Genomic DNA, 21,115 nt, shown 5'->3' with positions numbered 1-21,115 from the left:
CCGCTACGGCCGGGTCCCGGTGAGCCCGTCCAGCCCGCCGGCGGGCACGTGGATCCAGCCCTCGGTCACGGCCGCCCGGGCATGTCCGGCATCAGGGCGGAGCGTCGCGCCGAGGGCTACGGCCCGCGCGGTGAGGGAGGCGATGAGCGCGTCGAACATGTCATCCGAGCCGGCCAGCTGGTCGCGGTGTCCGGCCAGGTCCAGCCACGGCGCTGCCGCGGTCAGGCCGTCCAGGATCGCGGCCAGCCGCTCCGTCTCGGCGCCGCCGCGCCCCTTGTAGCCGCGGGCCGGCAGCCCCCAGGACTTCAGCGTCGCCGCCGGATAGACCTCCGCGAGCCGGCCGCTGCCGTCCCTGGCCTGCGGTCCGTGAGCGACGGCGATTTTGGCCTGGATGACTGCGCAGCGCATCGCGGGATGGGCCAGCCGGTCGGCGGAGACGCTCAGGGGGATCAGCCCGGTGCGGGCCGTGACGAAGCGGTCGGTGTCCCGGTACGCCAAAAGCCGGCGGCCTTCGATTCCGTCGTAGTCCAGCACGGAGTGCGGCTCGCAGGCGAGATGCCCGGCCAGGAAGGGCAGGAGGGCGTCGGGCCACCCCACGGGGCAGTCGATCCCGGTCATGTCGCTGGCACCGAAGAGCCGCACGATCTCGTCGTCGCCCACGTCGAGGGCCAGATGCTCCAGGTGGGCGGTGCCGTTGCCCCAGACGATGACGGCGGCCGCGGTTTTCCGGGTGGCCGCGGCGAGGTCGACGCCGAGGGTCCTCACCGCGGTCCGCTCCCGAAGGCGACCGGAACCATGACCGTCATCCGGCTAAACCGCCCGGTACTGCAGGGTGCCGGGCAGCCCGCCGCGGGTGTCCAGGCCGTCCCCGGCGGCAAAGCGGGCCCAGACGGCGCGGAGTGCCCGGCCTTGGGCGTTGATTTCCTCCCACGAGGCACCCGCGAGCAGGCCGGCTCCCGCCCACGTTTGCTTGTTTCCGAACAGGAGCGGCAGGTCGACGGTGTGCGCGGCGCCGTAGACGTTGCCCGGCGCCGCCCAGCTCAGTACGTAACTGTAGGCCGTGCCGCCCGCCCGGGCGTGGCGGCGGGCGAACTTCCGGGCGGACCGGCCGTAGACCGCCTCTGTCACGGCCCAGTTGATGGCTTTGACCGCGGCGGGCCCCACCACGGGGACTCTGGTAAGGCGGCTGACCGCGCGGTTGCGCGGCAGGAACATCCGGGCTTCCTCAGAGGTGTGGCCGATCAGGACCTCGATCCCGGCGGCCGTGGCGTTCCAGGCCTCCTCGATACCGGATTCCGGCGGCAAGGGGGCGTGCCCGTACTGGGTGCCGAACGGCATGGCCGCGATCAGCCCGAACTTCCGGGCCACCTGCGATACGTGCCCTTCGATGTCGACGACGTCCATCGCCGGGGTGTCTTCGGTGACGGTTTCGGCGGCGATGCCCATGGCGGTGCTCATCTTTTCCCGGCCCCGGGCAATGCCCAGCGGTGCGCTTTGGATGATGGCGCGCTGGAAGAGGGCTGGGGCTTCCGGCGTCGCCATGAGGTGCGCGACGGCGTCGCCGCCGGCGGACTGCCCGAAGGCCGTGACCCGTCCCGGATCGCCGCCGAAGGCGGCGATATTGCGCTGGACCCAGCGGAACGCCTCGAGCTGGTCCAGCAGGCCGAGGTTCGCGGGCCGGCCCGTGCCGGTGGCGAGGTAGCCAAACAGGCCCAGGCGGTACGTCACGGACACCACGATGACCCGGTTTTCAGCGACGAGGGCCCGGGGGTCGAAGATGGCGAGGTCGCCGGAGCCGGAGGTGTAGGAGCCGCCGTGGAGCCACACCATCACCGGGACACGCTCGTTCGCGCCAAGGCCGGCCGGCATGGTGATCGAGAGCCGCTGGCAGTCCTCGCTTCCGGGAAGCTCCCCGTAGCGGGTGCCGAGGATGTCGTCCAGGAACGGCACGGGTCCCTGTGGGCAGGCCGGGGACAGGGACGTGGCCGCGAAGACCTCGGTCCGGTCGGGTGCACTCGCGGGCGGCTGGAAACGTCCCGCCGTGGCGTAGGGGATTCCGGTGGCGCGCACCACGTCGCCGTCACGCCATCCGGTGATCGGACCGCAGGGAGGGCTAAAAGCAGGGGTGGCGTTCATGAGCCAACGATTTCATACATTCCTGACCCGCGACTGGCAGCCGCCGTCGTCGCTTAAACGGCAACAGCTCGTTAACAGCAACGCGGGGTCACCTCCGGCCCAAATCCGTCGTCCGGATGGGCGGCAAGTGACCCCGCGTTTGAGTTGAAATACGTTAGTGCGTGTGCGGGACGTAGCGCTTGATGGAGGCTTCGAGCTCGGCCTCGGCGGCGGCGCGGTCGCCCCAGCCCTCGGCCTTGACCCACTTGCCGGGCTCCAGGTCCTTGTACCGGGTAAAGAAGTGCTCGATTTCCTTGATGAGGAACTCGCTGACGTCGCTGATCTCGTTGATGTGATCAAAACGGGCGTCCGCCGGCACGCAGAGGACCTTGGCGTCGCCGCCGCCGTCGTCGGTCATGTTGAACACGCCGATGGGGCGGGACTCAACAATGACGCCGGGGTGCAGGTCGAAGTCCTGCAGCAGCACCAGGGCGTCCAGCGGATCGCCGTCTTCGCCGAGGGTGTTTTCGAAGAAACCGTAGTGCGTGGGGTACTGCATGGAGGTGAACAGGACGCGGTCCAGGCGGACGCGGCCCGTCTCGTGGTCAACTTCGTACTTGACGCGTGATCCCTTGGGGATCTCGATGGTCACGTCATGCTTCATGGACTGCTCCTTGACGATTTCAGGGGGTTCGCGGCACCCGGGACATCCGCACAAAGCAGCGCCGGAGCCGCCGACTACTATTGAGGATATAGCGAGAGGCCCTGGTTTCAGGAACTAGTGGGGACATTTCAGGACTAAAGGACCAGCAGCAGCATGAAACGCAGAACGAGCCCCGCGGGCACGGACCCGGTGACCGGGCCGCTGCGGCGGAGCCTCCCGCTGCTGCTCCAGACCCTGCTGGTCGCGGCACTCGCGCTCCCCGCGGGCCTGGCCGTCGCACCGGGATTCTTCGGCGCCCCGGATCCCGCAACCGCGGCGCCGTCCGCCCCGCCCTGGCACCAGGTCCCCGGTTCACTGGCCGCCGGCGGCGCCCTTGACAGTATCGAACCGCTCACTGCCGCGGCCCCCGTCCCGGAACCCGGCTCCCTCGCGGCGCAACTTAATCAGACCCTGAAGGTCGACGGCGCCGGGAGCTTCACCGGGGTGGTGCAGGACGCCGCCACCGGGGAGGTCCTCTTCGACCGGTCCGGCGACGCCGTCCGCGTTCCAGCATCCAACATGAAGCTCCTCACGGCCGTCGCGGCGCTGCGCACGCTCGGCCCGGAGCGCCGCTTCAGCACTACGGCCGTGTCAGGCGACACCCCCGGATCGGTGGTGCTCACCGGCGGCGGAGATGTGCTCCTCGGCGCCGGCGAATCAGCCCCGAACGCCGTGATGGGCCATGCAGGGCTCGCCAGCTTGGCCAAGGCGACGGTCCGGGCGCTGAAGGACGACGGCGTCTCCGTCCCCGTGAAAGTGCTGCTGGACGATTCCCTCTTCACCGGACCCGCGCTGAACCCCGCCTGGAGCCCGGAGGACGTTGCCGCCGGCGAGGTCGCTCCGCTGTTCCCGCTGGCACTGAACTCGGCCCGCTTCGACCCCGCCAAGACCACCGGCCCCCGCCCCCAGGACGCCGCGATGAGCGCCGCTAAGGCGTTTTCGGCCGAGCTTGCGGCCGCCGCCTCCGCGGCCGGGCTGACGGTCGCGCCGGGCGTCGCGCGGGTTCCGGCCGGATCGCAACCCGACGGCGGGACGGCGGGCAGCGGCTCGGGCAGCACCTCGGGCAGGGTCTTGGCCGAGGTGCAGTCCGCTACCGTCGGCCAGCAGGTGGACCTACTCCTGCGCACCTCGGACAACTACCTCACCGAGGCGGTCGGCCGCATGGCCGCCGTCGCTTCCGGCAAGCCCGGGAGCAACCAGGGCGCCGTCACGGCCGTGTTGCAGCAGCTCGAACAACTGAAAATTCCCGCCGGCACACTGCGCGCCGCCGACGTCTCCGGACTGGCGCTCGCCAACCAGGTCTCCGCCCGGCAGCTCTCTGAAGTGGTCCGGGCCATCACCTCGGGCGCGGACACCCGGCTGCGTGCCGGCCTTGACGGGTTCCCGATTGCCGGCCTCACCGGAACCCTGGGGGACCGCTACCTGGACGCGGCGACGGCCCGCGGCGCGGGACTGGTCCGCGCGAAGACCGGCACCTTGAACACGGTGATCGCGCTGAGCGGGTACGTGGTGGACGCCGACGGCCGGCTCCTGGTGTTTTCCTTTATCGGCAACGGCCTGACCCCCGGTGCGGCAAACAAGGCCGCGCTGGACCGCGCCGCCTCCGTCCTGGCCGGCTGCGGCTGCCGCTGACCCGACGGCGGTCGGCGTCGTTCCCCCGACTGCTCCGTAGACGCCCTTTTGGGCCCCCAAAACGGCAGTTACGGAGCAGCGGACGGCCCGGGCGACGGCGATCAGCCCGCCGGCGTTCGCCGCCCGACGAATTTAAGGCGCATTGTCATGCCCTTGTGGTCTGATGGAGCGTATGGAGTCCTCTGCCGGCGAGACATCAGCCCAAGCCCAAGCCCTCATCAACTGGGAGCTTGCCGCTTCCACCGCCGCCCGCCTGACACCCGCCGGGCCCACCCTCAGCTCTGCGGAAATCGGCGCCGCCGTGGACAACCTGCGGCTGATGGCGGACATCTCCGTGCCGCACGTCCATGACATCACCGGACTGGAGGCCGCCCGCGACCTGCGCGATTCCTCAGTCCTGGTGGTGGACCGCGCGTCCTGGGCCAAGGCCAACACCCAGAGCTTCGCCGTTATGCTCCAACCGGCGATGGAAAAGATGCTCGAAGGCCGCCGCGGCACCCTGAATCCCGGCGCGGCCAGCGTCAGCGGCGCCATCACGGGCAGCCAGCTCGGAGCCATCCTTGCCTTCCTTTCGAGCAAGGTACTTGGCCAGTACGACCCCTTCTCTGCGCTCGCTGAGAACTCCACGGCCCCCGCTGCCGGACGCCTGCTCCTCGTGGCGCCGAACATCATCTCCGTCGAACGTGAAATCAACGTTGAACCCGAGGATTTCCGGCTCTGGGTCTGCCTCCACGAACAGACCCACCGGGTGCAGTTCGCCGCGGCGCCGTGGCTGCGGCACCACATGCTGGACGAGATCGAAAACCTCAGCGGACAGTTGCTCGGCAACATGGACTCCCTGATGGAGCGGGCGTCCGCCGCGGCGAAATCGCTCAAGGACCGCACGGCCTCCGGCGCCGCCCCCAGCCGCGGCGCCATCGTCGACCTGCTGCAGAACCCCGAGGAAAAGGCCGCCATCTCCCGGCTGACCGCTCTGATGAGCCTGCTCGAGGGGCACGCCAACGTGGTCATGGACGCAGTGGACGCCAGCATCGTGCCGTCCGTGAAGACCATCCGGCAGCGCTTCAACTCCCGGGCGAAGGACCGCGGCGTGATCGAGAAGTTCATCCGCAACCTGCTCGGGCTGGACGCCAAGATGCGCCAGTACAGCGACGGCTCCAAGTTTGTCCGCGAAGTGGTGGACGTCGCCGGCATGGAGGGTTTCAACAAGGTCTGGGAGTCCGCCGAACACCTGCCGAGCGAGGCCGAAATCCACGACTCCAGGCTCTGGCTCGAACGGATGGGGCACTAGGTCCCGTGACTTCCGGTCCCGTTTCCAGCGGACAGCTTTCCGACGTGCGGCAATCCAGCGGCCCGCTATCCAGCGGACGGCGCCGGCCCGGCCGGCTCGCGCCGGTGGTCGGCACCGCGCGCAAAATGTTGCAGGACGCGCTGGCCGAGGCAGGCTACCCGGAACGGGTCCTGGTCGCCTGCAGCGGCGGGCCCGACTCGCTGGCCCTCGCCGCCGTCGCCGCCTACTTCGCCCGCCGCGGACACGTGGACGGGCACCCCGTCACTGTGGGAGCCGTCGTCGTCGACCACCAACTGCAGCCCGGATCCGCCGACGTCGCGGCCGCCGCGGCGGCCGCGCTGCGGGAACTGGGCCTCTCGCCCGTGCAGATCAGGACCGTCGACGTCGCGTCCACCGGGATGGGGCCGGAAGCGGCCGCCCGGGCCGCCCGCCACGCTGCCCTGGAAGCTGCCGCCGACGACACCGGCGCCGGGGCAATCCTGCTCGGGCACACCCTCGACGACCAGGCCGAACAGGTGCTGCTAGGGCTCGCCCGCGGCTCCGGAACCCGCTCCCTGGCTGGAATGCGGCCCGCCCGGGACCGCCTGCTGCGGCCGTTCCTGGGACTGCGCCGCGCGGACACCCTCGCGATCTGCGAGGTTGAAGGCCTGGACCCCTGGCACGATCCCAGCAACGCCGATCCGGCGTTTGCGAGGTCCCGGACCAGGGTGGAAGTGTTGCCGCTGCTGGAGGAGAAGCTGGGTCCGGGCGTGGCCGAATCGCTCGCGCGCACCGCCGCCATCCTGCAGCTGGACGCTGACTACCTCGACGACGTGGCGGAAGACACCTACGCCCGGCTCCGGGAACAAACCGGCGCCACCATCAGCCTCCCGGAGGAGGCCCTGCGCGGACTGCCGCCGGCCGTGCGGTTCCGCGTCATCGCAAAAGCCGCGGCCGCCGTCGGAGGCCAGCAGCCCGGGTACCAGCGCCTGCTCGCCGCGGAAGCACTGCTCCGCCGGCAGGGCTCGGCAGGTCCCGTGGAGCTCCCCGGCGGGGTCAGCGTCTACCGTCTCTCCCTCGCGCAGCTCCTCGCGGAGGGGAAACCAGGGCCCGCAGGGGTTCCCCGCGAAGCGGCCCGCTGTGGGAAGCTTGTATTCCGGCCTCAAAAACCGCCCCAAATATAGTCGCCCCCGCATCTACACAGGAGTTATTGGTGGATTCAAACGACGTCCAGTCAGATCTCAAGCATGTTCTGTATTCCAAGGAACAGATCCAGTCACGGATCACCGAACTCGCTGCCCAGATCGACAAGGACTACGAAGGCCGCGATCTGCTGATCGTCGGCGTGCTCAAGGGCGCCGTGATGGTCATGGCCGACCTCGCCCGTGCTCTGCACAGCCACGTGTCAATGGACTGGATGGCCGTGTCGTCCTACGGTTCCGGCACCCAGTCCTCCGGCGTGGTCCGTATCCTCAAGGACCTCGACACGGACCTCATGGGCAAGGATGTGCTGATCGTCGAAGACATCATCGACTCCGGCCTGACCCTGTCCTGGCTCAAGACCAACTTGGAATCACGCGGCACGGCCTCGGTGGAAATCTGCACCGCGTTCCGCAAGCCCACGGCCGCAAAGGTCCAGATCGACGTCAAGTACGTCGGCTACGACATCCCCAACGAGTTCGTTGTGGGCTATGGCCTGGACTACGCCGAGAAGTACCGCAACCTGGACTTCGTCGGCACCCTGGCCCCGCACGTTTACGAATAGAAGGCACCCGCCACGCGGGACAGGCCCGGCAGGACGGGCCCGGCGCAGGTCCGGGCCGGTCCTGCCCTGCGCCCGCTACGCCCTCAGGGAACTTTTGGCCCATTCCGTGCGTGACTTACACCGACGGTGTATAGCTAGAACCTGACGCAGCACCCCACGCGCGCAGATCGGTCGCCGTGCAGCACTACCAGGAGGGACGGGGCCTGGCCCCGAACAGATGAAAGCTAAGAGTTTCTTCAAGGGCCCGGGGATCTGGATTGTCGTTGTTATCGGCATGCTCCTGCTGGCCTTTGCCACCCTTTCCCCGGGCGGTTCAACCCGGGTCGACACCGACAAGGGTCTGGCGCTGTTGACCGAGGGCGGCAAAGTCGAACAGGCCAAGATCTTCGATGCGGAAAACCGCGTGGATCTGGTCCTGAAGGAAAACTACCAAGTTGACGGCCAGGACAAGGGCAAGAACATCCAGTTCTACTACGTCAACGCCCGCGCCGAGAATGTGGTCCAAGCTGTCACAGACTCCCAGCCCCCCAGCGGCTACACCGACCAGCCGGTCGAGAACAACTGGTTCGCCGGACTGTTCTCCCTCCTGATCCCGGTCCTGCTCCTGGGCGTACTCTTCTGGTTCCTGCTTTCCCGGATGCAGGGCGGCGGCTCCAAGGTCATGCAGTTCGGCAAGTCCAAGGCCAAACTGGTCAGCAAGGACATGCCCCAGGTCACCTTCAGCGATGTTGCCGGCGCCGACGAAGCCGTCGAGGAACTCGAAGAGATCAAGGAGTTCCTCCAGGAACCCGCGAAGTTCCAGGCCGTGGGTGCAAAGATCCCCAAGGGTGTGCTGCTTTACGGCCCGCCCGGCACCGGCAAGACCCTCCTGGCCCGCGCCGTTGCAGGCGAAGCCGGCGTCCCCTTCTTCTCGATTTCCGGTTCCGACTTCGTGGAAATGTTCGTCGGCGTCGGCGCCTCCCGCGTCCGCGACCTGTTCGAGCAGGCCAAGTCCAACGCCCCGGCCATCATCTTCGTGGATGAGATCGACGCCGTCGGCCGCCACCGCGGCGCCGGCATCGGCGGCGGCAACGACGAACGCGAGCAGACCCTCAACCAGCTCCTCGTTGAAATGGACGGCTTCGACGTCAAGACCAACGTCATCCTGATCGCCGCCACCAACCGCCCCGACGTCCTCGACCCGGCGCTGCTGCGGCCCGGCCGTTTCGACCGCCAGATCTCGGTGGAAGCCCCCGACCTGATCGGACGCGACCAGATCCTGAAGGTCCACGCCAAGGGCAAGCCGATGGCTCCCGGTGTCGACCTGAAAGCCGTGGCCAAAAAGACTCCCGGCTACACCGGCGCGGACCTCGCCAACGTCCTCAACGAAGCGGCCCTGCTGACGGCCCGCTCCAACGCCAACCTGATTGACGACCGCGCCCTCGACGAGGCGATTGACCGTGTGATGGCCGGCCCGCAGAAGCGCAGCCGCGTTATGAAGGAACACGAACGCAAAGTCACCGCATACCATGAAGGCGGGCACGCCCTGGTGGCGGCGGCGCTACGGAACTCGGCCCCGGTCACCAAGATCACCATCCTGCCCCGCGGCCGTGCCCTCGGCTACACCATGGTGGTTCCGGAGAACGACAAGTATTCCGTGACCCGCAATGAACTGCTTGACCAGATGGCCTACGCCATGGGCGGCCGCGTTGCCGAGGAGCTGGTCTTCCACGACCCCTCCACCGGCGCGTCCAACGACATTGAAAAAGCCACCGGGATCGCCCGCAAGATGGTCACCGAGTTCGGCATGAGCGAACGCGTCGGCGCGGTGCGGCTGGGCCAGGGCGGCGGCGAGCCCTTCCTGGGCCGCGACGCCGGTCATGAGCGCAACTACTCGGACCAGATCGCCTACATCGTCGACGAGGAAGTGCGCCGCCTGATCGAGAGCGCCCACGACGAGGCCTACGCGATCCTGGTCGAGAACCGCGACGTCCTGGATGAGCTGGCCCTCGAACTGCTGGAACGGGAGACGCTGAACCAGGCCGAAATCGCCCAGGTCTTCACCAACATCCGGAAGCGCGATTTCCGCGAGATCTGGCTCTCCAAGGAATCCCGCCCGATCCAGGACGTGGGGCCGGTGGAGTCCCGCCGGGAGAAGGCCGAACGCGAGGCCCAGGAAGAAGCCAAGGAAGCCCGTCTTGAGGAACCGCTGGACACGTTCCCGCCGCACGCGCAGGGTGTCTCCGGGCAGGAGCCGTTCCAGGGCGGTGTAACGGATCTCGGGCCCGACGGCCATCCCGGCTAGGCTTCTTCAGTGACTTCTTTCTTCAATGACGACGACGACGCTCCCGCCACCGACGCTTCGGCGGCGGGAGGGTCCGTCCCCGGCACCGTTGTGGATCAGGCCCGGATCCAGGCGGCCGTCCGCGAGATCCTCCTGGCCATCGGCGAGGACCCGGACCGCAGCGGACTCCTTGACACCCCGAAACGGGTGGCCAAGGCCTACACCGAAATGTTCGCCGGCCTGCACCACGATCCGGCCGAAATCCTGGCCACCACGTTCGATCTGGACCACGAGGAACTGGTCCTGGTCAAGGACATTCCGTTCTACTCCACCTGCGAGCACCACCTCGTTCCGTTCCACGGGGTGGCGCATGTGGGTTACATCCCCTCGCACGACGGTAAGGTCACGGGGCTGAGCAAACTGGCGCGGCTGGTGGACATGTTTGCCCGCCGCCCCCAGGTCCAGGAACGCCTCACCACCCAGATCGTTGAAGCCCTCGTCACCCACCTCAAACCGCGCGGCGCGATCGTCGTCGTCGAATGCGAACACCTGTGCATGTCCATGCGCGGCATCCGCAAGCCCGGCGCCAAGACCGTCACCAGCGCAGTGCGCGGGCAACTCCATGACCCGGCCACCCGCGCCGAAGCCATGAGCCTCATCATCGGAAGGTAAGAACACAGACTATGGATTCCCTCGCCGCAGCCCCTGGAACCGGACCCGCGACCTCGCCCCTGCCCGTACTGCGCAAATCGCGCCCGGCAGCGCAATTCAAGGATCTCCCCACGGACCGCACGCTCGTGATGGGGATCTTGAACGTCACCCCGGACTCCTTCAGCGACGGCGGCAAGCACGCCACCGCGGACACCGCCATCGCCGCCGGCCTGCGGATGTTCTACGCCGGAGCGGACATCATCGACGTCGGCGGCGAATCCACCCGCCCGGGAGCGGTGGAGGTGGGTGCTGAGGAAGAGCAGCAGCGGGTGCTGCCCGTGATCCAGGCGCTGGTCAAGGCCGGCGCGCTGGTCAGTATCGACACGACGCGCGCCGCCACCGCCGCCGCCGCCCTGGACGCGGGGGCCGCGATCATCAATGACGTCTCCGGACTGACCATGGAGCCGGAGATGGCCGAACTGGTGGCCCGCAGCAAGGCCCCGTACATTCTCACTCACCGCCGCGGCAACGCCAGCACCATGGACTCCCTGGCCGAGTACGGGAACGTCGCGGACGAAGTGGCCGCGGAGCTGGCCGGTGTCCGCGGCAAACTGTACGCGGCCGGCGTCGCCCCGGAGCAGATCATCCTGGACCCGGGACTGGGCTTCTCGAAGAACGAGGAGCAGAACTGGGAACTGCTCCAGCGCCTGGACGTCCTGCAGGCCATGGGCCACAGGGTCCTAGTGGCCGCCTCCCGCAAACGGTTCCTGGGGAGCCTCCTCACCGTGGCGGGCAAGGCCGCCCCGCCGGCCGAACGCGACGACGCCACCGCCGCCGTGAGCGCCATCAGCGCCTACCGGGGTGCCTGGGCGGTCCGCGTGCACGACGTCGGTCCCAGCCTCGACGCCGTCAAGGTCGCCGCCCGCATGGCGCCGGCTCATCCAGCCGCCCCCGGCCGCAGCTGAACCGACAGACTACCCATGGACCAGATCACGCTGAGCGGCGTCACTGCCGTCGGCCATCACGGAGTGTTTGATTTCGAGCGGCGCAACGGCCAGCCGTTTGTGGTCGATGCCGTCCTGCACCTGGACTTCGGCCCCGCCGCAGCCTCCGACGACGTCCTGGACACCGCCCACTACGGTGAAGTGGCCGAGTGCATCCGGGCCTGGATCACGGGGGAACCGCTGAACCTGATCGAGGCGCTGGCCGTCCGGATCGCCGAGGACGTCCTGGTGAAGTTCCCCGTCGCCGCGGTGGAGATCACCGTGCACAAACCCAAGGCTCCGATCGAAGTCGAGTTCGGCGACGTCTCCGTCAGCGTCCGGCGGACCCGGCAGGACCAGCGATGAACTACACGCGCGCTGTGCTGGCGCTCGGCAGCAACCTGGGGGAGCGCAGCGACACCCTCTCGGCGGCCGTCGCGGACATCGTTGACCCGCCCGAGGTCCGCCTCCTGGCCATCTCACCCATCGTCCAGACCAAAGCCGTCGGCGGGCCGGCCGGCCAGCCGGACTTCCTCAACATGGTGATCGCCGTCGAAACCACGCTTGCGCCGCTGGAGCTGCTGCGGCACTGCCACGCGGTGGAACAAAAGCACCTGCGGGTCCGTGACGTGCGCTGGGGCCCGCGCACGCTCGACGTCGACATCATCACCTACGGGGACACGGTCAGCGCCGACCCGGAGCTGACCCTGCCGCACCCGCGGGCGGCCGAGCGGGCCTTCGTGCTGTACCCGTGGTCGCTCATCGACCCCGCGGCGGAACTGAACGGCGAACGTGTGGGGGAACTGGCCGCCAGAGCCGCCGACTTCGCCGACCTCGTGCCCTTCGACGGCTTCGAAAACTTCCACGGCGTGGCCGGAGCGGTGGAATGATGAAGCTGACCAACCCCCTGACCCTTGTTGTGATCGGCTCGGCCGTGGGGGTCCTCGGCTGGCTCGCCGCGGTGCTGACCACCCGCTACGGCCTCAACACCCCGGTGCTGCCGCTCAACGCACTGATCACGATGGGTGTGATCGTTGTGCTCACCCTCGTGCTGGGCATCAGGGTGCTCCGGTGGCGGAACGGCAACAAGAAGAAAATGCTCAACCCCATTCTGGCCGCCTGGACCCTGGTCCTCGCCCAGGCCTGCGCCTACACCGGCAGCGTGCTGCTGGGCTGGCACGCCGGGATCTTCATTGACCAGCTGCGGCTCTGGAACCTGCGCAGCGACCAGGCCCTCGCCTGGCAGGCTGTTGCCATGGCGGGCGGCGGCCTCGTGATGATTGTGGTCGGCCTGATGGTGGAGCGGTTCTGCCGGGTACCCCCCGAAGACGGTGACGGCGAGTCGGCCCCGGGCCGCCAGGAAAAACGCAAGCCCAAGTCGGAAGGCGAGTATGCGTACCGAGGCGATTGATCCTCCAGGCATCACGTGGCTGCGCGTCTCGCCGAAGTACGTCACGGTGCGTCTCGCCGGCTGGGCGCTGTCAACCCTGTTCCTGGTGGCACTGCTGTGCCTTCCCCTCGTTCTTGTCCTGAACGGAGTGTGGCAGTCGTTCCCGCTCTGGCTGGCCGTCGCGGTCCCGGCCGTGACGCTGCTCCTGGCCCTGTGGCGGCTCCTGCTCATTCCGCGCCAGGTACGGGCCATCGGATACGCCGAGCGGGAGGATGACCTGCTCATCCGCCGCGGCATCTTCTACCAACGCACCCTCGTGGTCCCCTACGGCCGCATGCAGTACGTGGACATCGGCGCCGGACCCGTGGAACGCGCCCTGGGACTGTGCACGCTGAAACTTCACACCGCCTCGGCCGGCACCAACGCGGAAATCCCGGGCCTGCCCGCAGCGGAAGGCGCGCGGCTCCGTGAACAGCTCTCCGCCCGCGGCGAAGCCAGGCTGGCCGGACTGTGACGGGTTCGCCGTGAAGGCCTGCGTCAAGGGAGCTCAGTGAAGCCGGGTGCCGCGCCGGCGGCCTCCGCCGGCGCCGCGGCGGGAGCCCCCGACGGCGCGTGGCTTCGTGTGCACCCCGCCTCACCGTTTGTGCGCGGCTGGGTGGCGCTGGCCGCGATCGCGTTTTTCTTCTTCCGGGACTCCTTCGAACGGATGCTTCAGGGCGGCCCGCTGGTTGATGAGCGGCTCGCGGACCGGGCGCCGTGGCTGCTGCTCGGCGGCGGCGGGCTGCTGCTGCTCACCGTCCTCGGCTACGTCCTGAGCTGGTACTTCACCCGCTATCAGGTGGCGGACGGGTATGTCCGGCTGAACACGGGCTTCCTCTTCAAACAGCAGCGCCAGGCCCGGCTGGACCGCGTCCAGGCCATCGACATCGTGCAGCCGCTGCTGGCCAGGATCTTCGGGCTGGCCGAGCTCAAGTTCGAGGTGGCGGACGCCGGGGAATCCGCGGTGCGGCTCGCCTACCTTCGTATGGACGAGGCGCGGCTGCTCCGGGCCGCGATCCTGGCCCGCGCTGCCGGTGCGGCGCCGGACCCCGCACGCCCGGGGGAGGCCGCCGCGGAGGCCCCCGAACATGCCGTACTGACCGTCCCGCCGCGGCGCCTGGTGGGATCGTTGCTCCTGAGCGAACAGAGTATGTTCGTGGTGGTCGGCGGCGTCGCCTCCGTGGTGCTCTCCGCCTTCACCGAGAACCGCAGCTTCTACCTCTTCCTGATCCCGGCAGTGCTCGGCATGGTGGCCGCGTATTGGAACTCCATCAACCGGGGGTACAACTTCACCGCCGCCATTTCCCCGGACGGTATCCGGCTGCGGTACGGTCTGCTGGACACCCAGGCGCAGACCCTGCCGCCGGGCCGGATCCAGGCGCTTCGGGTCAGCCAGCCCCCGCTGTGGCGGATTTTCGGCTGGTACCGGATCCAAGTCAACGTCGCAGGTTACGGCGGAGCGGGAAGCGACGGCGGAGGCTCATCCCGGACCACGCTCCTGCCGGTGGGGACCTTCCCCGACGTGCTCACCATGCTTTCCCTCGTCCTGCCCGATCCGGGCACAACCGACCCGGTGGGGATCTTCAGCGCCGGCATCAACGGCCTCGCCGCCCCCGCAGGGTCTCCAGCGCACGCTCCGGCGGATACCGGCCCGGACGACGGCGGTTTTGTCACCACGCCGCAGCGCGCCCGGCTGCTGGCGCCACTGGGCTGGCGCCGCAACGGCTTCACCGCCACCGGCACGGCCCTGTTGATCCGCTCGGGCCGCTGGTGGCGCCACCTCGTGGTGGTCCCGCACCAGCGCACGCAATCCATGGCGCTGGAGCAGGGCCCCCTGGCGCGGCGGTTCCGCGTGGTGGACCTGGTCCTGCACACCACGGCCGGGCCGGTGTCCCCGCGGCTGGTCCAGGCCGGCCTGGACGAGGGGCGGGCGCTGCTGGACGACCAGGCGGCGCGGGCCCGGACCGCGCGGAAACGGCAGACCAGCGAGCACTGGCTGGACCAGGTCCGGGCGCTCGCAGCTGACCCCGCCGGCACCGAAGCGCCCAGCAGCACCGAAGCGGCTGCCAGCACCCAAGCGCCCAACAGCACCGGAGCGCCGTCAAGCGCCGAAGCGCCTACGAACACCGACGAACCCGCGAACACCGAAGAACCCAACAGACAGGATGACCGGCAGCATGGCTAAACCAGGACGACTCGGCATCGGAATCGTCGGCGCCGGCAAAGTCGGTGCCGTCCTGGGGGCGGCGCTTCGCGGCGCGGAGCACGCCATCATCGGAGTCTCCGCGGTCTCTGACGCAAGCCGGGAGCGCGCGGAAACCCTGCTCCCCGGTGTCCCGGTGCTCGAAGTGCAGGACATCGTCGAACGCGCAGAACTGGTGCTCCTGGCCGTCCCCGACGACGCCCTCGGCCCGCTGGTGGAGGGCCTGGCGAAGCTCGGCGCCTGGCAGCCCGGGCAGCTCGTGGCCCACACTTCCGGCCGTTTCGGCGTCGGAATCCTGCATCCCGTCCGGGCCGCCGGCGCCGTTCCGCTGGCGCTGCATCCCGCGATGACCTTCACCGGGATGAGCCTGGACCTGACCCGGCTGCTGGACTGCACCTTTGGCGTCACGGCGGATGCTGCCATGCTGCCCATCGCACAGGCCCTGGTGGTGGAGATGGGCGCGGAACCCGTTGCCATCGCCGAGGCCGACCGCACGCTGTACCACGCCGCCCTCGCCCACGGCTCAAACCACCTCGTCACCCTGGTGGCCCAGGCCTCGCAACTGCTCCGGGAGGTCGGCGTCGAGGCCCCCGAACGTATGCTCGGACCGCTGCTGCGCGCGACGCTGGAGAACGCCCTCGCCTCGGGCGAGTCAGCCCTGACCGGGCCGGTGGCCCGCGGCGACGTCGGAACCGTGGCCGCGCACGCAGGGTCCCTGCGGGAGCACGACGGCGGCGCCGGCGGCGATATTCTGGAGGCGTACCTGGCCATGGCCCGGGCGACGGCCCGGCGGGCCGGACGCCGGGGCCTGCTGAAACCGGACCAGCTCGACGGCATCACGCAGGCCCTCGAGGGCCCGGACCACGACGGCCCGCAACCCTAAGGAAGGTCCATACCTTGGCGATCCAACTCGTGACCACGGCCGCCGCGCTCCGCGCCGAAAGCGCCCGGCTGATCAGGGAGAAGGGCGGCACCTCGCAGGGCCTCGTGCCCACCATGGGCGCCCTCCATGAGGGCCACGCCGAACTGGCACGCACCGCCGTCGGGCAAAACGACGTGGTGGTGGCCAGCATCTTCGTGAACCCGCTGCAGTTCGGCGAGGCCGTGGACCTGGATCGGTACCCCCGGACCCTGGACGCCGACCTGGCGCTCCTCGACGCCGTCGGCGTGGACCTGGTGTTCGCTCCGGACGTGGACGAGGTCTATCCCGGCGGGGAACCCCGGGTCCGGATCAGCGCCGGTCCCATGGCCGAAAAGTGGGAGGGGGCCTCCCGTCCCGGGCACTTCGACGGCGCCCTGACCGTGGTGGCCAAGCTGCTGCACTACGGCCTGCCCGGGGCGGCCGCCGGCCCGGAGCTGCCGGCCTACCGGGCATACTTCGGCCAGAAGGATGCCCAGCAGCTGGCGCTCGTCCAGCGTATGGTCGCGGACCTGAACTTCCCCGTGGAGATCGTCCCGGTGCCGATCGTGCGCTCCGCCGACGGGCTGGCGCTGTCCAGCCGCAACCGCTTCCTCTCCGCCGGGGAACGCGAGGCCGCGCTGGTGCTCTCGCGGGCGCTGCGGCTCATCGAGGAACGGGCCAACGCCCACCAGCCGCTGGACCTGGAGTCCGTGGAGGCGCTGGTGAGGTCCCAGCCGCTCGTGGAACTGGACTACCTGGACGTGGTGGATCCCCGCACCCTGGAACCGCTCGCGGAGAACTGCCGGGACACACCGTTCCGCGGCGAGGGCCTGGCTCTGATCGCCGCCACGGTGGGCAAGGTCCGCCTTATCGACAACGTCCCGCTGGACGCCTAGGCCAAATCCCGCCGCCATCAAGCGTTGGATTTCAGGTCCCGGCAAGTTTTCTCCATTGGCGGGAATTACCGCGGCGGCTCGCAGGTTGACTCCTGTTGTAGCGACGACGCTCGCCGACCCCACGCCACAACTCCCTGAGGGAACCCCTATGTCTACAGACGTCTCTTCCAAGCCCACCGGCGATCCCGCGCCGGCCGCGCCGACTCAGGTCGCCGCGGAGGCGTCCGCGCAGCCGGCGAAGATGTCCCGGGAATCGGTGACCGTCATCGCCACCCTGCTGGTGGCAACCTTTGTAGTGATCCTGAATGAAACCATCATGAACGTCGCGCTGCAGCGGCTGATGGTGGATCTTGGGGTCACCGCCCCCACCGTGCAGTGGCTGTCCACCGGCTTTATGCTGACGATGGCCGTCGTGATTCCCACCACCGGCTTCATCCTCCAGCGGCTGTCCACCCGCGCCGTCTTTATGCTGGCCATGGGCCTCTTCTCCGGCGGTACCCTGCTCGCGGCCCTGGCTCCGGGATTCGAATTCCTGCTGCTCGCCCGGATCGTCCAGGCCGGCGGCACCGCCATCATGCTGCCCCTGCTGATGACCACCATCCTCACCCTGGTCCCCGTGACACGCCGCGGCTTCGTGATGGGCAACGTCAGCATCGCCATCTCGGTGGCGCCGGCCATGGGCCCCACGGTTTCCGGCCTGATTCTTGAGCATTTCTCCTGGCGCTTCCTGTTCGTCTTCGTCCTCCCGATCGCCGTGGCCGCCTTTGCCATCGGCGCCAGGTACCTGACCAACATCGGTGAGAAAGAGAAGACCCGGCTTGACGTCCTGTCCGTGCTGCTGACCGTCCCCGCGTTCGGTGGACTGGTCTACGGACTGAGCCATATAGGCGGCGAGGGTGGCGGCGCCGACGGCGGACCCGGCTCAACCGCGATCATGGCGCTGGCCGTGGGCGTCATCGCCATGGTGGCGTTTGTGTTCCGGCAGCTGCGGCTGCAGAAGTCCGCGGCGCCCCTGCTGGACCTCCGGGCGTTCACCTTCCGGATGTTCACGGTGTCCGTGCTGCTCCTCGTGGTGGCCATGATCGCCCTGTTCGGCTCCGTAATTCTCCTGCCGTTGTACCTGCAGGAAATCCGGGGACTGTCGTCGCTGGAAACCGGACTGACCCTGCTGCCCGGAGGACTTGCCATGGGCCTGCTGGGGCCGTTCATCGGACGCCTCTTCGACAAGGTGGGCCCGCTGCCGCTAACCGTCACGGGCTCGTCGCTGCTGGTGCTGGCGCTGTTCCAGTTTTCGCTGCTTGACGAAGGCACCCCGGTGGGATGGATCATTGCCGTGCATGTGGGGCTCAGCCTCGGCCTGGCGCTGATCTTCACCCCGGCGTTCACCACCGGGCTGAACCCGCTGCCGCCGCACCTGTATTCACACGGATCGGCGATCATGAGTACCTTGCAGCAGGTTGCCGGGGCCGCCGGAACAGCGCTGCTCGTCTCGGTCTACGCGGTGGTATCCGCCGGCGCCGGCATGGTCGCGGGGATGCACGCCGCGTTCCTCACCGCCTCGGTCATCGCCGTCGCCGCCGTGGTGCTCGCCACCCTGATGCGGAAAACAGCCGCGGTGGAACACCCCGCGGCGGAACACGCCGTCGCCCACTAGCCGCTTAACCCAATGCGGGGTCACCTAGCGCCCGTAAATCCCGTCGGGATGGACGCCGGGTGACCCCGCGTTGGCTTTGGAGCCCGCGTCGTGTTGGCGCAGCCTAACTGGCGAAGAACTCGCTGAGCGCGGAAATGAGCTTGTCCGGTGCCTTGTTGACGCCGTCGTGCCCCATGCCCGGCAGGATGGTGTAGCTGGAGCCGGAGAGCACCTCGTGTATCTGGGCGCAGGCCACCCCGAAGTACGCCGGGCTCTTCTCCCCGACAATGATCAGCGTCTCCAGCGGCAGTTCCAGGAACGGCTCGGCCGGCATGTCGGCGGCGATGATGGCCTTGATCTCCCGGACGCCGGTCTTCATCAGCTCGCGCATCTGCTTGCCGATCGGGGTCCCCGCGGCCAGCTTGTTCGCCAGGGTCAGCATGGACAGCGGCATCCGGGACAGGGCACTGCCGGTCTCGAGGCCCCTGAGCAGGACGGCGAGGGCGCGGTCGTCATCGCCGGCCGCCGTCGCCTTCTCATATTCGGAGGTCCAGTCCGCGGTGACGCTGTGGTTCACGGAGACGGCGGGGTCGTACACGGCGAGGCGCTCCACCGGCAGGGTACGGGCAGCGTGCAGGGCCACCGCGCCGCCGAAGCTGTGCCCGAAAACGTCCGTGCTGGACGTGTGCTTCATGACAGCGTCGAGATCGTGGATGTCCACGTCCAGGGTGTAGTCCTCCGGCTGCGGCGAGGACGAGCCGCGGCCACGCCGGTTGAACGTATGCACCGGCCGCCCCAGGGACGCACTGAGCTTCTGGGCGAAGCGCGTGTAGTCGGCGGCCGTCACCATTGAAGCCGAAACGACGACGACGCCGGAGCCCGCCGCGGCGAGTTCGGCACCCGTGCTGAAAAGCTCGATCGTTCCACCGTCGGGGGTTCTGATGTTCTCGCGGGTCATGGTCCGAGCCTAGCCGAGGCTGCAGCTACGGCGTAGTAGGGGTACCGCTCGCCCGGGCGACCCTGCGCGGCTAGTTGCCCAGCCGCCCGCCGGAGACCTCCAGGTAGCAGGAGCCGCAGAGCGACTCGTACCAGACGTCCTGGCCGTCGATCGCGACCTGGTCGCCGTCGAAGACCACCTCGTCGCCGGCCCGGCGGGTGTTGAAAATGGCTTTGCGGCCGCAGCGGCAGATCGTCTTGAGCTCCTCGAGGGTATGGGCGATCTCCAGCAGCCGCAGGGATCCAGGGAACGCCCGGGTGCGGAAGTCCGTGCGGATGCCGTAGGCCAGCACGGGAACGTTGTCCAGGACGGCGATCCGGAAGAGGTCGTCCACCTGGTCCGGTTCGAGGAACTGGGCCTCGTCCACAAGCAGGCACGCCACCGGCTGGGTGTCCACATGTTTCAGCAGGGCATCGGGATCGTCCCCGTGGGCCTGGGCGGTGAACAGGTCGCGGGCAGAGGCCCCGGCCGGGATCAGGAAGTCCACCGAACGTGTCATGCCCAGGCGGGAGACGACGTCGGCGTCGCCCTTGGTGTCCACATCCGGCTTGGCCAGCAGGACCCGCTGGCCGCGCTCCTCATAGTTGAAGGCGGCCTGCAGCAGGCCAGTTGACTTCCCGGAGTTCATCGCGCCGAAGCGGAAGTAGAGCTTGGCCAAAGGGGTCCTTTCGAAGGGGTCGCCCACCGATTGTAAGGGCGCGCCCCTCAGCGGCCCAGCTTGAGCCGCCTCCTGCGCGCCGGGAGGCGCCGCAGGTTTCCTTCCCCGGCCAGGAGGTACCGCGCCACAGCGCGGGGCAGCCGGATTCCGGGCCGGAGCGGGCTTTCGTGGAGCTGCCCCGGCAGCACGGCGCACTCGATGCAGGGGACTGCGGCGGCGAGTTGCCGGCCCGTTTCGGTGAAGTAGTCCGGGCTCCAGCTGCCGCTCAGCATCAGCGTGGGGGTGGTCACAGCCGCGAAGTCGGCCAGTTCGGCGTCCTCGTCCAGCACCGCGCGCATCTCCGCGACGGCAGTGGGAAGCAGTTCGCGCATCTCGGCACCCATGGTCGTCCGTGCTGAGAGGATGCTGAGCATCCGCAGCGCGCCGAGCGGGAGCTTGGCGACGGGCCCGCCCACCTCGATGCCCTGGACCAGGTGCGCCCAGGCATCATCCAGTTCCCCGGCCGCCACCGAACGCTCCAGCTCGGGCCGCCAACGGTGGGTGAGGTTCCCGGCGAGGGAGACCGCGGCGTCGTAGGTCACCATTCTGCGGATCGGCAACGTCCGTGCCGCCTGCAGGGCCACGAAGCCGCCGTAGCTGTGCGCCACCACGTCGCATGAGTCCGTTTCCCGCATCACCGTAGCCAGGTCTCCCACCTCCATGGCCGCGGAATACCCGGCCGGCTGCGGGGAGGAACCGGCGCGCCCGCGCCGGTTGTAGCAGTGCACCGGGCGGCCCAGCAGGCGGCTGATGTTCCGTGCGAACGGGCGGTACAGCGAGGCGGTGATCATGGTGCCGTGCACGACGACGATGCCCTGGCAGGGTGCTTGGCCGGCCGCTGGTCCAGCCGCCGGGGCGTCCGATGCTCCAGCGCGCGGGTGCGCAGGCGGACGGAAGGTGTGCAGCTCGAGGTGCCCCTCGCCGTCGTCGGTGTTGATGGTCCGCGTCTCCACAGCCCCGAGTCTATTCCGCGGCAG

At 69.0% G+C, this 21,115-nt stretch carries 21 protein-coding genes; 15 read left to right on the top strand and 6 right to left on the bottom strand.

Going from position 1 to position 21,115, the window contains the following annotated elements; translation table 11 throughout:
- Positions 1 to 3: 3 nt before the first annotated feature.
- The 3 genes from FS787_RS09470 to FS787_RS09460 form a co-directional block, all read right to left on the bottom strand.
- Complete coding sequence (locus FS787_RS09470) at positions 4 to 765, bottom strand: DUF429 domain-containing protein (protein WP_144672190.1); 762 nt, start codon at positions 763 to 765, stop codon at positions 4 to 6.
- Between the two features lie 45 nt (positions 766 to 810).
- Positions 811 to 2,136: a carboxylesterase family protein gene (locus tag FS787_RS09465; protein WP_144672189.1), complete on the bottom strand. Its 1,326-nt coding sequence runs from the start codon at positions 2,134 to 2,136 to the stop codon at positions 811 to 813.
- A 154-nt stretch (positions 2,137 to 2,290) separates the two neighbouring features.
- Positions 2,291 to 2,779 (bottom strand): inorganic diphosphatase, encoded by a 489-nt coding sequence (locus FS787_RS09460; protein ID WP_066432436.1) that lies wholly within the window; start codon positions 2,777 to 2,779, stop codon positions 2,291 to 2,293.
- A 153-nt stretch (positions 2,780 to 2,932) separates the two neighbouring features.
- Between FS787_RS09460 and dacB the strand changes: the two genes are divergently transcribed.
- The 15 genes from dacB to FS787_RS09385 all read left to right on the top strand — a co-directional run bounded on the left by dacB (position 2,933) and on the right by FS787_RS09385 (position 18,465).
- Positions 2,933 to 4,450 (top strand): D-alanyl-D-alanine carboxypeptidase/D-alanyl-D-alanine-endopeptidase, encoded by a 1,518-nt coding sequence (gene dacB, locus FS787_RS09455; RefSeq protein WP_144672188.1) that lies wholly within the window; start codon positions 2,933 to 2,935, stop codon positions 4,448 to 4,450.
- Positions 4,451 to 4,622: 172 nt separating this feature from the next.
- Complete coding sequence (locus FS787_RS09450) at positions 4,623 to 5,741, top strand: zinc-dependent metalloprotease (RefSeq protein ID WP_144672187.1); 1,119 nt, start codon at positions 4,623 to 4,625, stop codon at positions 5,739 to 5,741.
- Positions 5,742 to 5,866: 125 nt separating this feature from the next.
- Positions 5,867 to 6,904: a tRNA lysidine(34) synthetase TilS gene (gene tilS, locus FS787_RS09445; protein WP_186329166.1), complete on the top strand. Its 1,038-nt coding sequence runs from the start codon at positions 5,867 to 5,869 to the stop codon at positions 6,902 to 6,904.
- 29 nt (positions 6,905 to 6,933) lie between these two features.
- Positions 6,934 to 7,485: a hypoxanthine phosphoribosyltransferase gene (hpt, locus tag FS787_RS09440; protein ID WP_024366624.1), complete on the top strand. Its 552-nt coding sequence runs from the start codon at positions 6,934 to 6,936 to the stop codon at positions 7,483 to 7,485.
- Positions 7,486 to 7,702: 217 nt separating this feature from the next.
- Positions 7,703 to 9,769, top strand: a complete 2,067-nt coding sequence (ftsH, locus tag FS787_RS09435) for an ATP-dependent zinc metalloprotease FtsH (RefSeq protein ID WP_144672186.1) — start codon at positions 7,703 to 7,705, stop codon at positions 9,767 to 9,769.
- Between the two features lie 9 nt (positions 9,770 to 9,778).
- A complete protein-coding gene (folE, locus tag FS787_RS09430) occupies positions 9,779 to 10,420 on the top strand; it encodes a GTP cyclohydrolase I FolE (protein WP_395940333.1) in 642 nt (213 codons plus the stop codon).
- Between the two features lie 11 nt (positions 10,421 to 10,431).
- Positions 10,432 to 11,364 (top strand): dihydropteroate synthase, encoded by a 933-nt coding sequence (gene folP, locus FS787_RS09425; protein WP_144672185.1) that lies wholly within the window; start codon positions 10,432 to 10,434, stop codon positions 11,362 to 11,364.
- Positions 11,365 to 11,379: 15 nt separating this feature from the next.
- Positions 11,380 to 11,748: a dihydroneopterin aldolase gene (gene folB, locus FS787_RS09420; RefSeq protein WP_144672184.1), complete on the top strand. Its 369-nt coding sequence runs from the start codon at positions 11,380 to 11,382 to the stop codon at positions 11,746 to 11,748.
- Complete coding sequence (gene folK / locus FS787_RS09415) at positions 11,745 to 12,272, top strand: 2-amino-4-hydroxy-6-hydroxymethyldihydropteridine diphosphokinase (RefSeq protein ID WP_144672183.1); 528 nt, start codon at positions 11,745 to 11,747, stop codon at positions 12,270 to 12,272. Before folB ends, folK begins: the two co-directional genes overlap by 4 nt.
- Positions 12,272 to 12,793 carry a DUF3180 domain-containing protein gene (locus FS787_RS09410; RefSeq protein WP_144672497.1) on the top strand — a complete coding sequence of 174 codons (522 nt, stop codon included), beginning with the start codon at positions 12,272 to 12,274 and terminating at the stop codon, positions 12,791 to 12,793. The genes folK and FS787_RS09410 overlap by 1 nt, the downstream gene beginning before the upstream one ends.
- Positions 12,774 to 13,286 carry a PH domain-containing protein gene (locus FS787_RS09405; RefSeq protein WP_144672182.1) on the top strand — a complete coding sequence of 171 codons (513 nt, stop codon included), beginning with the start codon at positions 12,774 to 12,776 and terminating at the stop codon, positions 13,284 to 13,286. The genes FS787_RS09410 and FS787_RS09405 overlap by 20 nt, the downstream gene beginning before the upstream one ends.
- Positions 13,287 to 13,322: 36 nt before the next feature.
- On the top strand, positions 13,323 to 14,996 hold the full coding sequence (locus FS787_RS09400; protein WP_144672181.1) for a PH domain-containing protein: 1,674 nt from the start codon (positions 13,323 to 13,325) through the stop codon (positions 14,994 to 14,996).
- A complete protein-coding gene (locus FS787_RS09395; protein WP_144672180.1) occupies positions 14,989 to 15,897 on the top strand; it encodes a Rossmann-like and DUF2520 domain-containing protein in 909 nt (302 codons plus the stop codon). The genes FS787_RS09400 and FS787_RS09395 overlap by 8 nt, the downstream gene beginning before the upstream one ends.
- Before the next feature lie 14 nt (positions 15,898 to 15,911).
- Entirely contained in the window at positions 15,912 to 16,811 is a 900-nt protein-coding gene (gene panC / locus FS787_RS09390; protein WP_144672179.1) for a pantoate--beta-alanine ligase, read from the top strand.
- 148 nt (positions 16,812 to 16,959) lie between these two features.
- Complete coding sequence (locus FS787_RS09385; RefSeq protein ID WP_144672178.1) at positions 16,960 to 18,465, top strand: DHA2 family efflux MFS transporter permease subunit; 1,506 nt, start codon at positions 16,960 to 16,962, stop codon at positions 18,463 to 18,465.
- A 103-nt stretch (positions 18,466 to 18,568) separates the two neighbouring features.
- Here FS787_RS09385 and FS787_RS09380 read toward each other — a convergent pair whose 3' ends face one another.
- The 3 genes from FS787_RS09380 to FS787_RS09370 all read right to left on the bottom strand — a co-directional run bounded on the left by FS787_RS09380 (position 18,569) and on the right by FS787_RS09370 (position 21,091).
- Positions 18,569 to 19,402 carry an alpha/beta fold hydrolase gene (locus tag FS787_RS09380; RefSeq protein ID WP_144672177.1) on the bottom strand — a complete coding sequence of 278 codons (834 nt, stop codon included), beginning with the start codon at positions 19,400 to 19,402 and terminating at the stop codon, positions 18,569 to 18,571.
- 70 nt (positions 19,403 to 19,472) lie between these two features.
- Entirely contained in the window at positions 19,473 to 20,099 is a 627-nt protein-coding gene (locus FS787_RS09375; RefSeq protein ID WP_144672176.1) for a thymidine kinase, read from the bottom strand.
- A gap of 47 nt (positions 20,100 to 20,146) precedes the next feature.
- Positions 20,147 to 21,091 carry an alpha/beta fold hydrolase gene (locus tag FS787_RS09370; RefSeq protein WP_144672175.1) on the bottom strand — a complete coding sequence of 315 codons (945 nt, stop codon included), beginning with the start codon at positions 21,089 to 21,091 and terminating at the stop codon, positions 20,147 to 20,149.
- Positions 21,092 to 21,115 lie beyond the last annotated feature (24 nt).

The sequence above is a fragment of the Arthrobacter sp. U41 genome, assembly GCF_007679325.1.
Taxonomy (GTDB): domain Bacteria; phylum Actinomycetota; class Actinomycetes; order Actinomycetales; family Micrococcaceae; genus Arthrobacter.
This window is presented reverse-complemented; position numbering and strand designations above follow the sequence as displayed.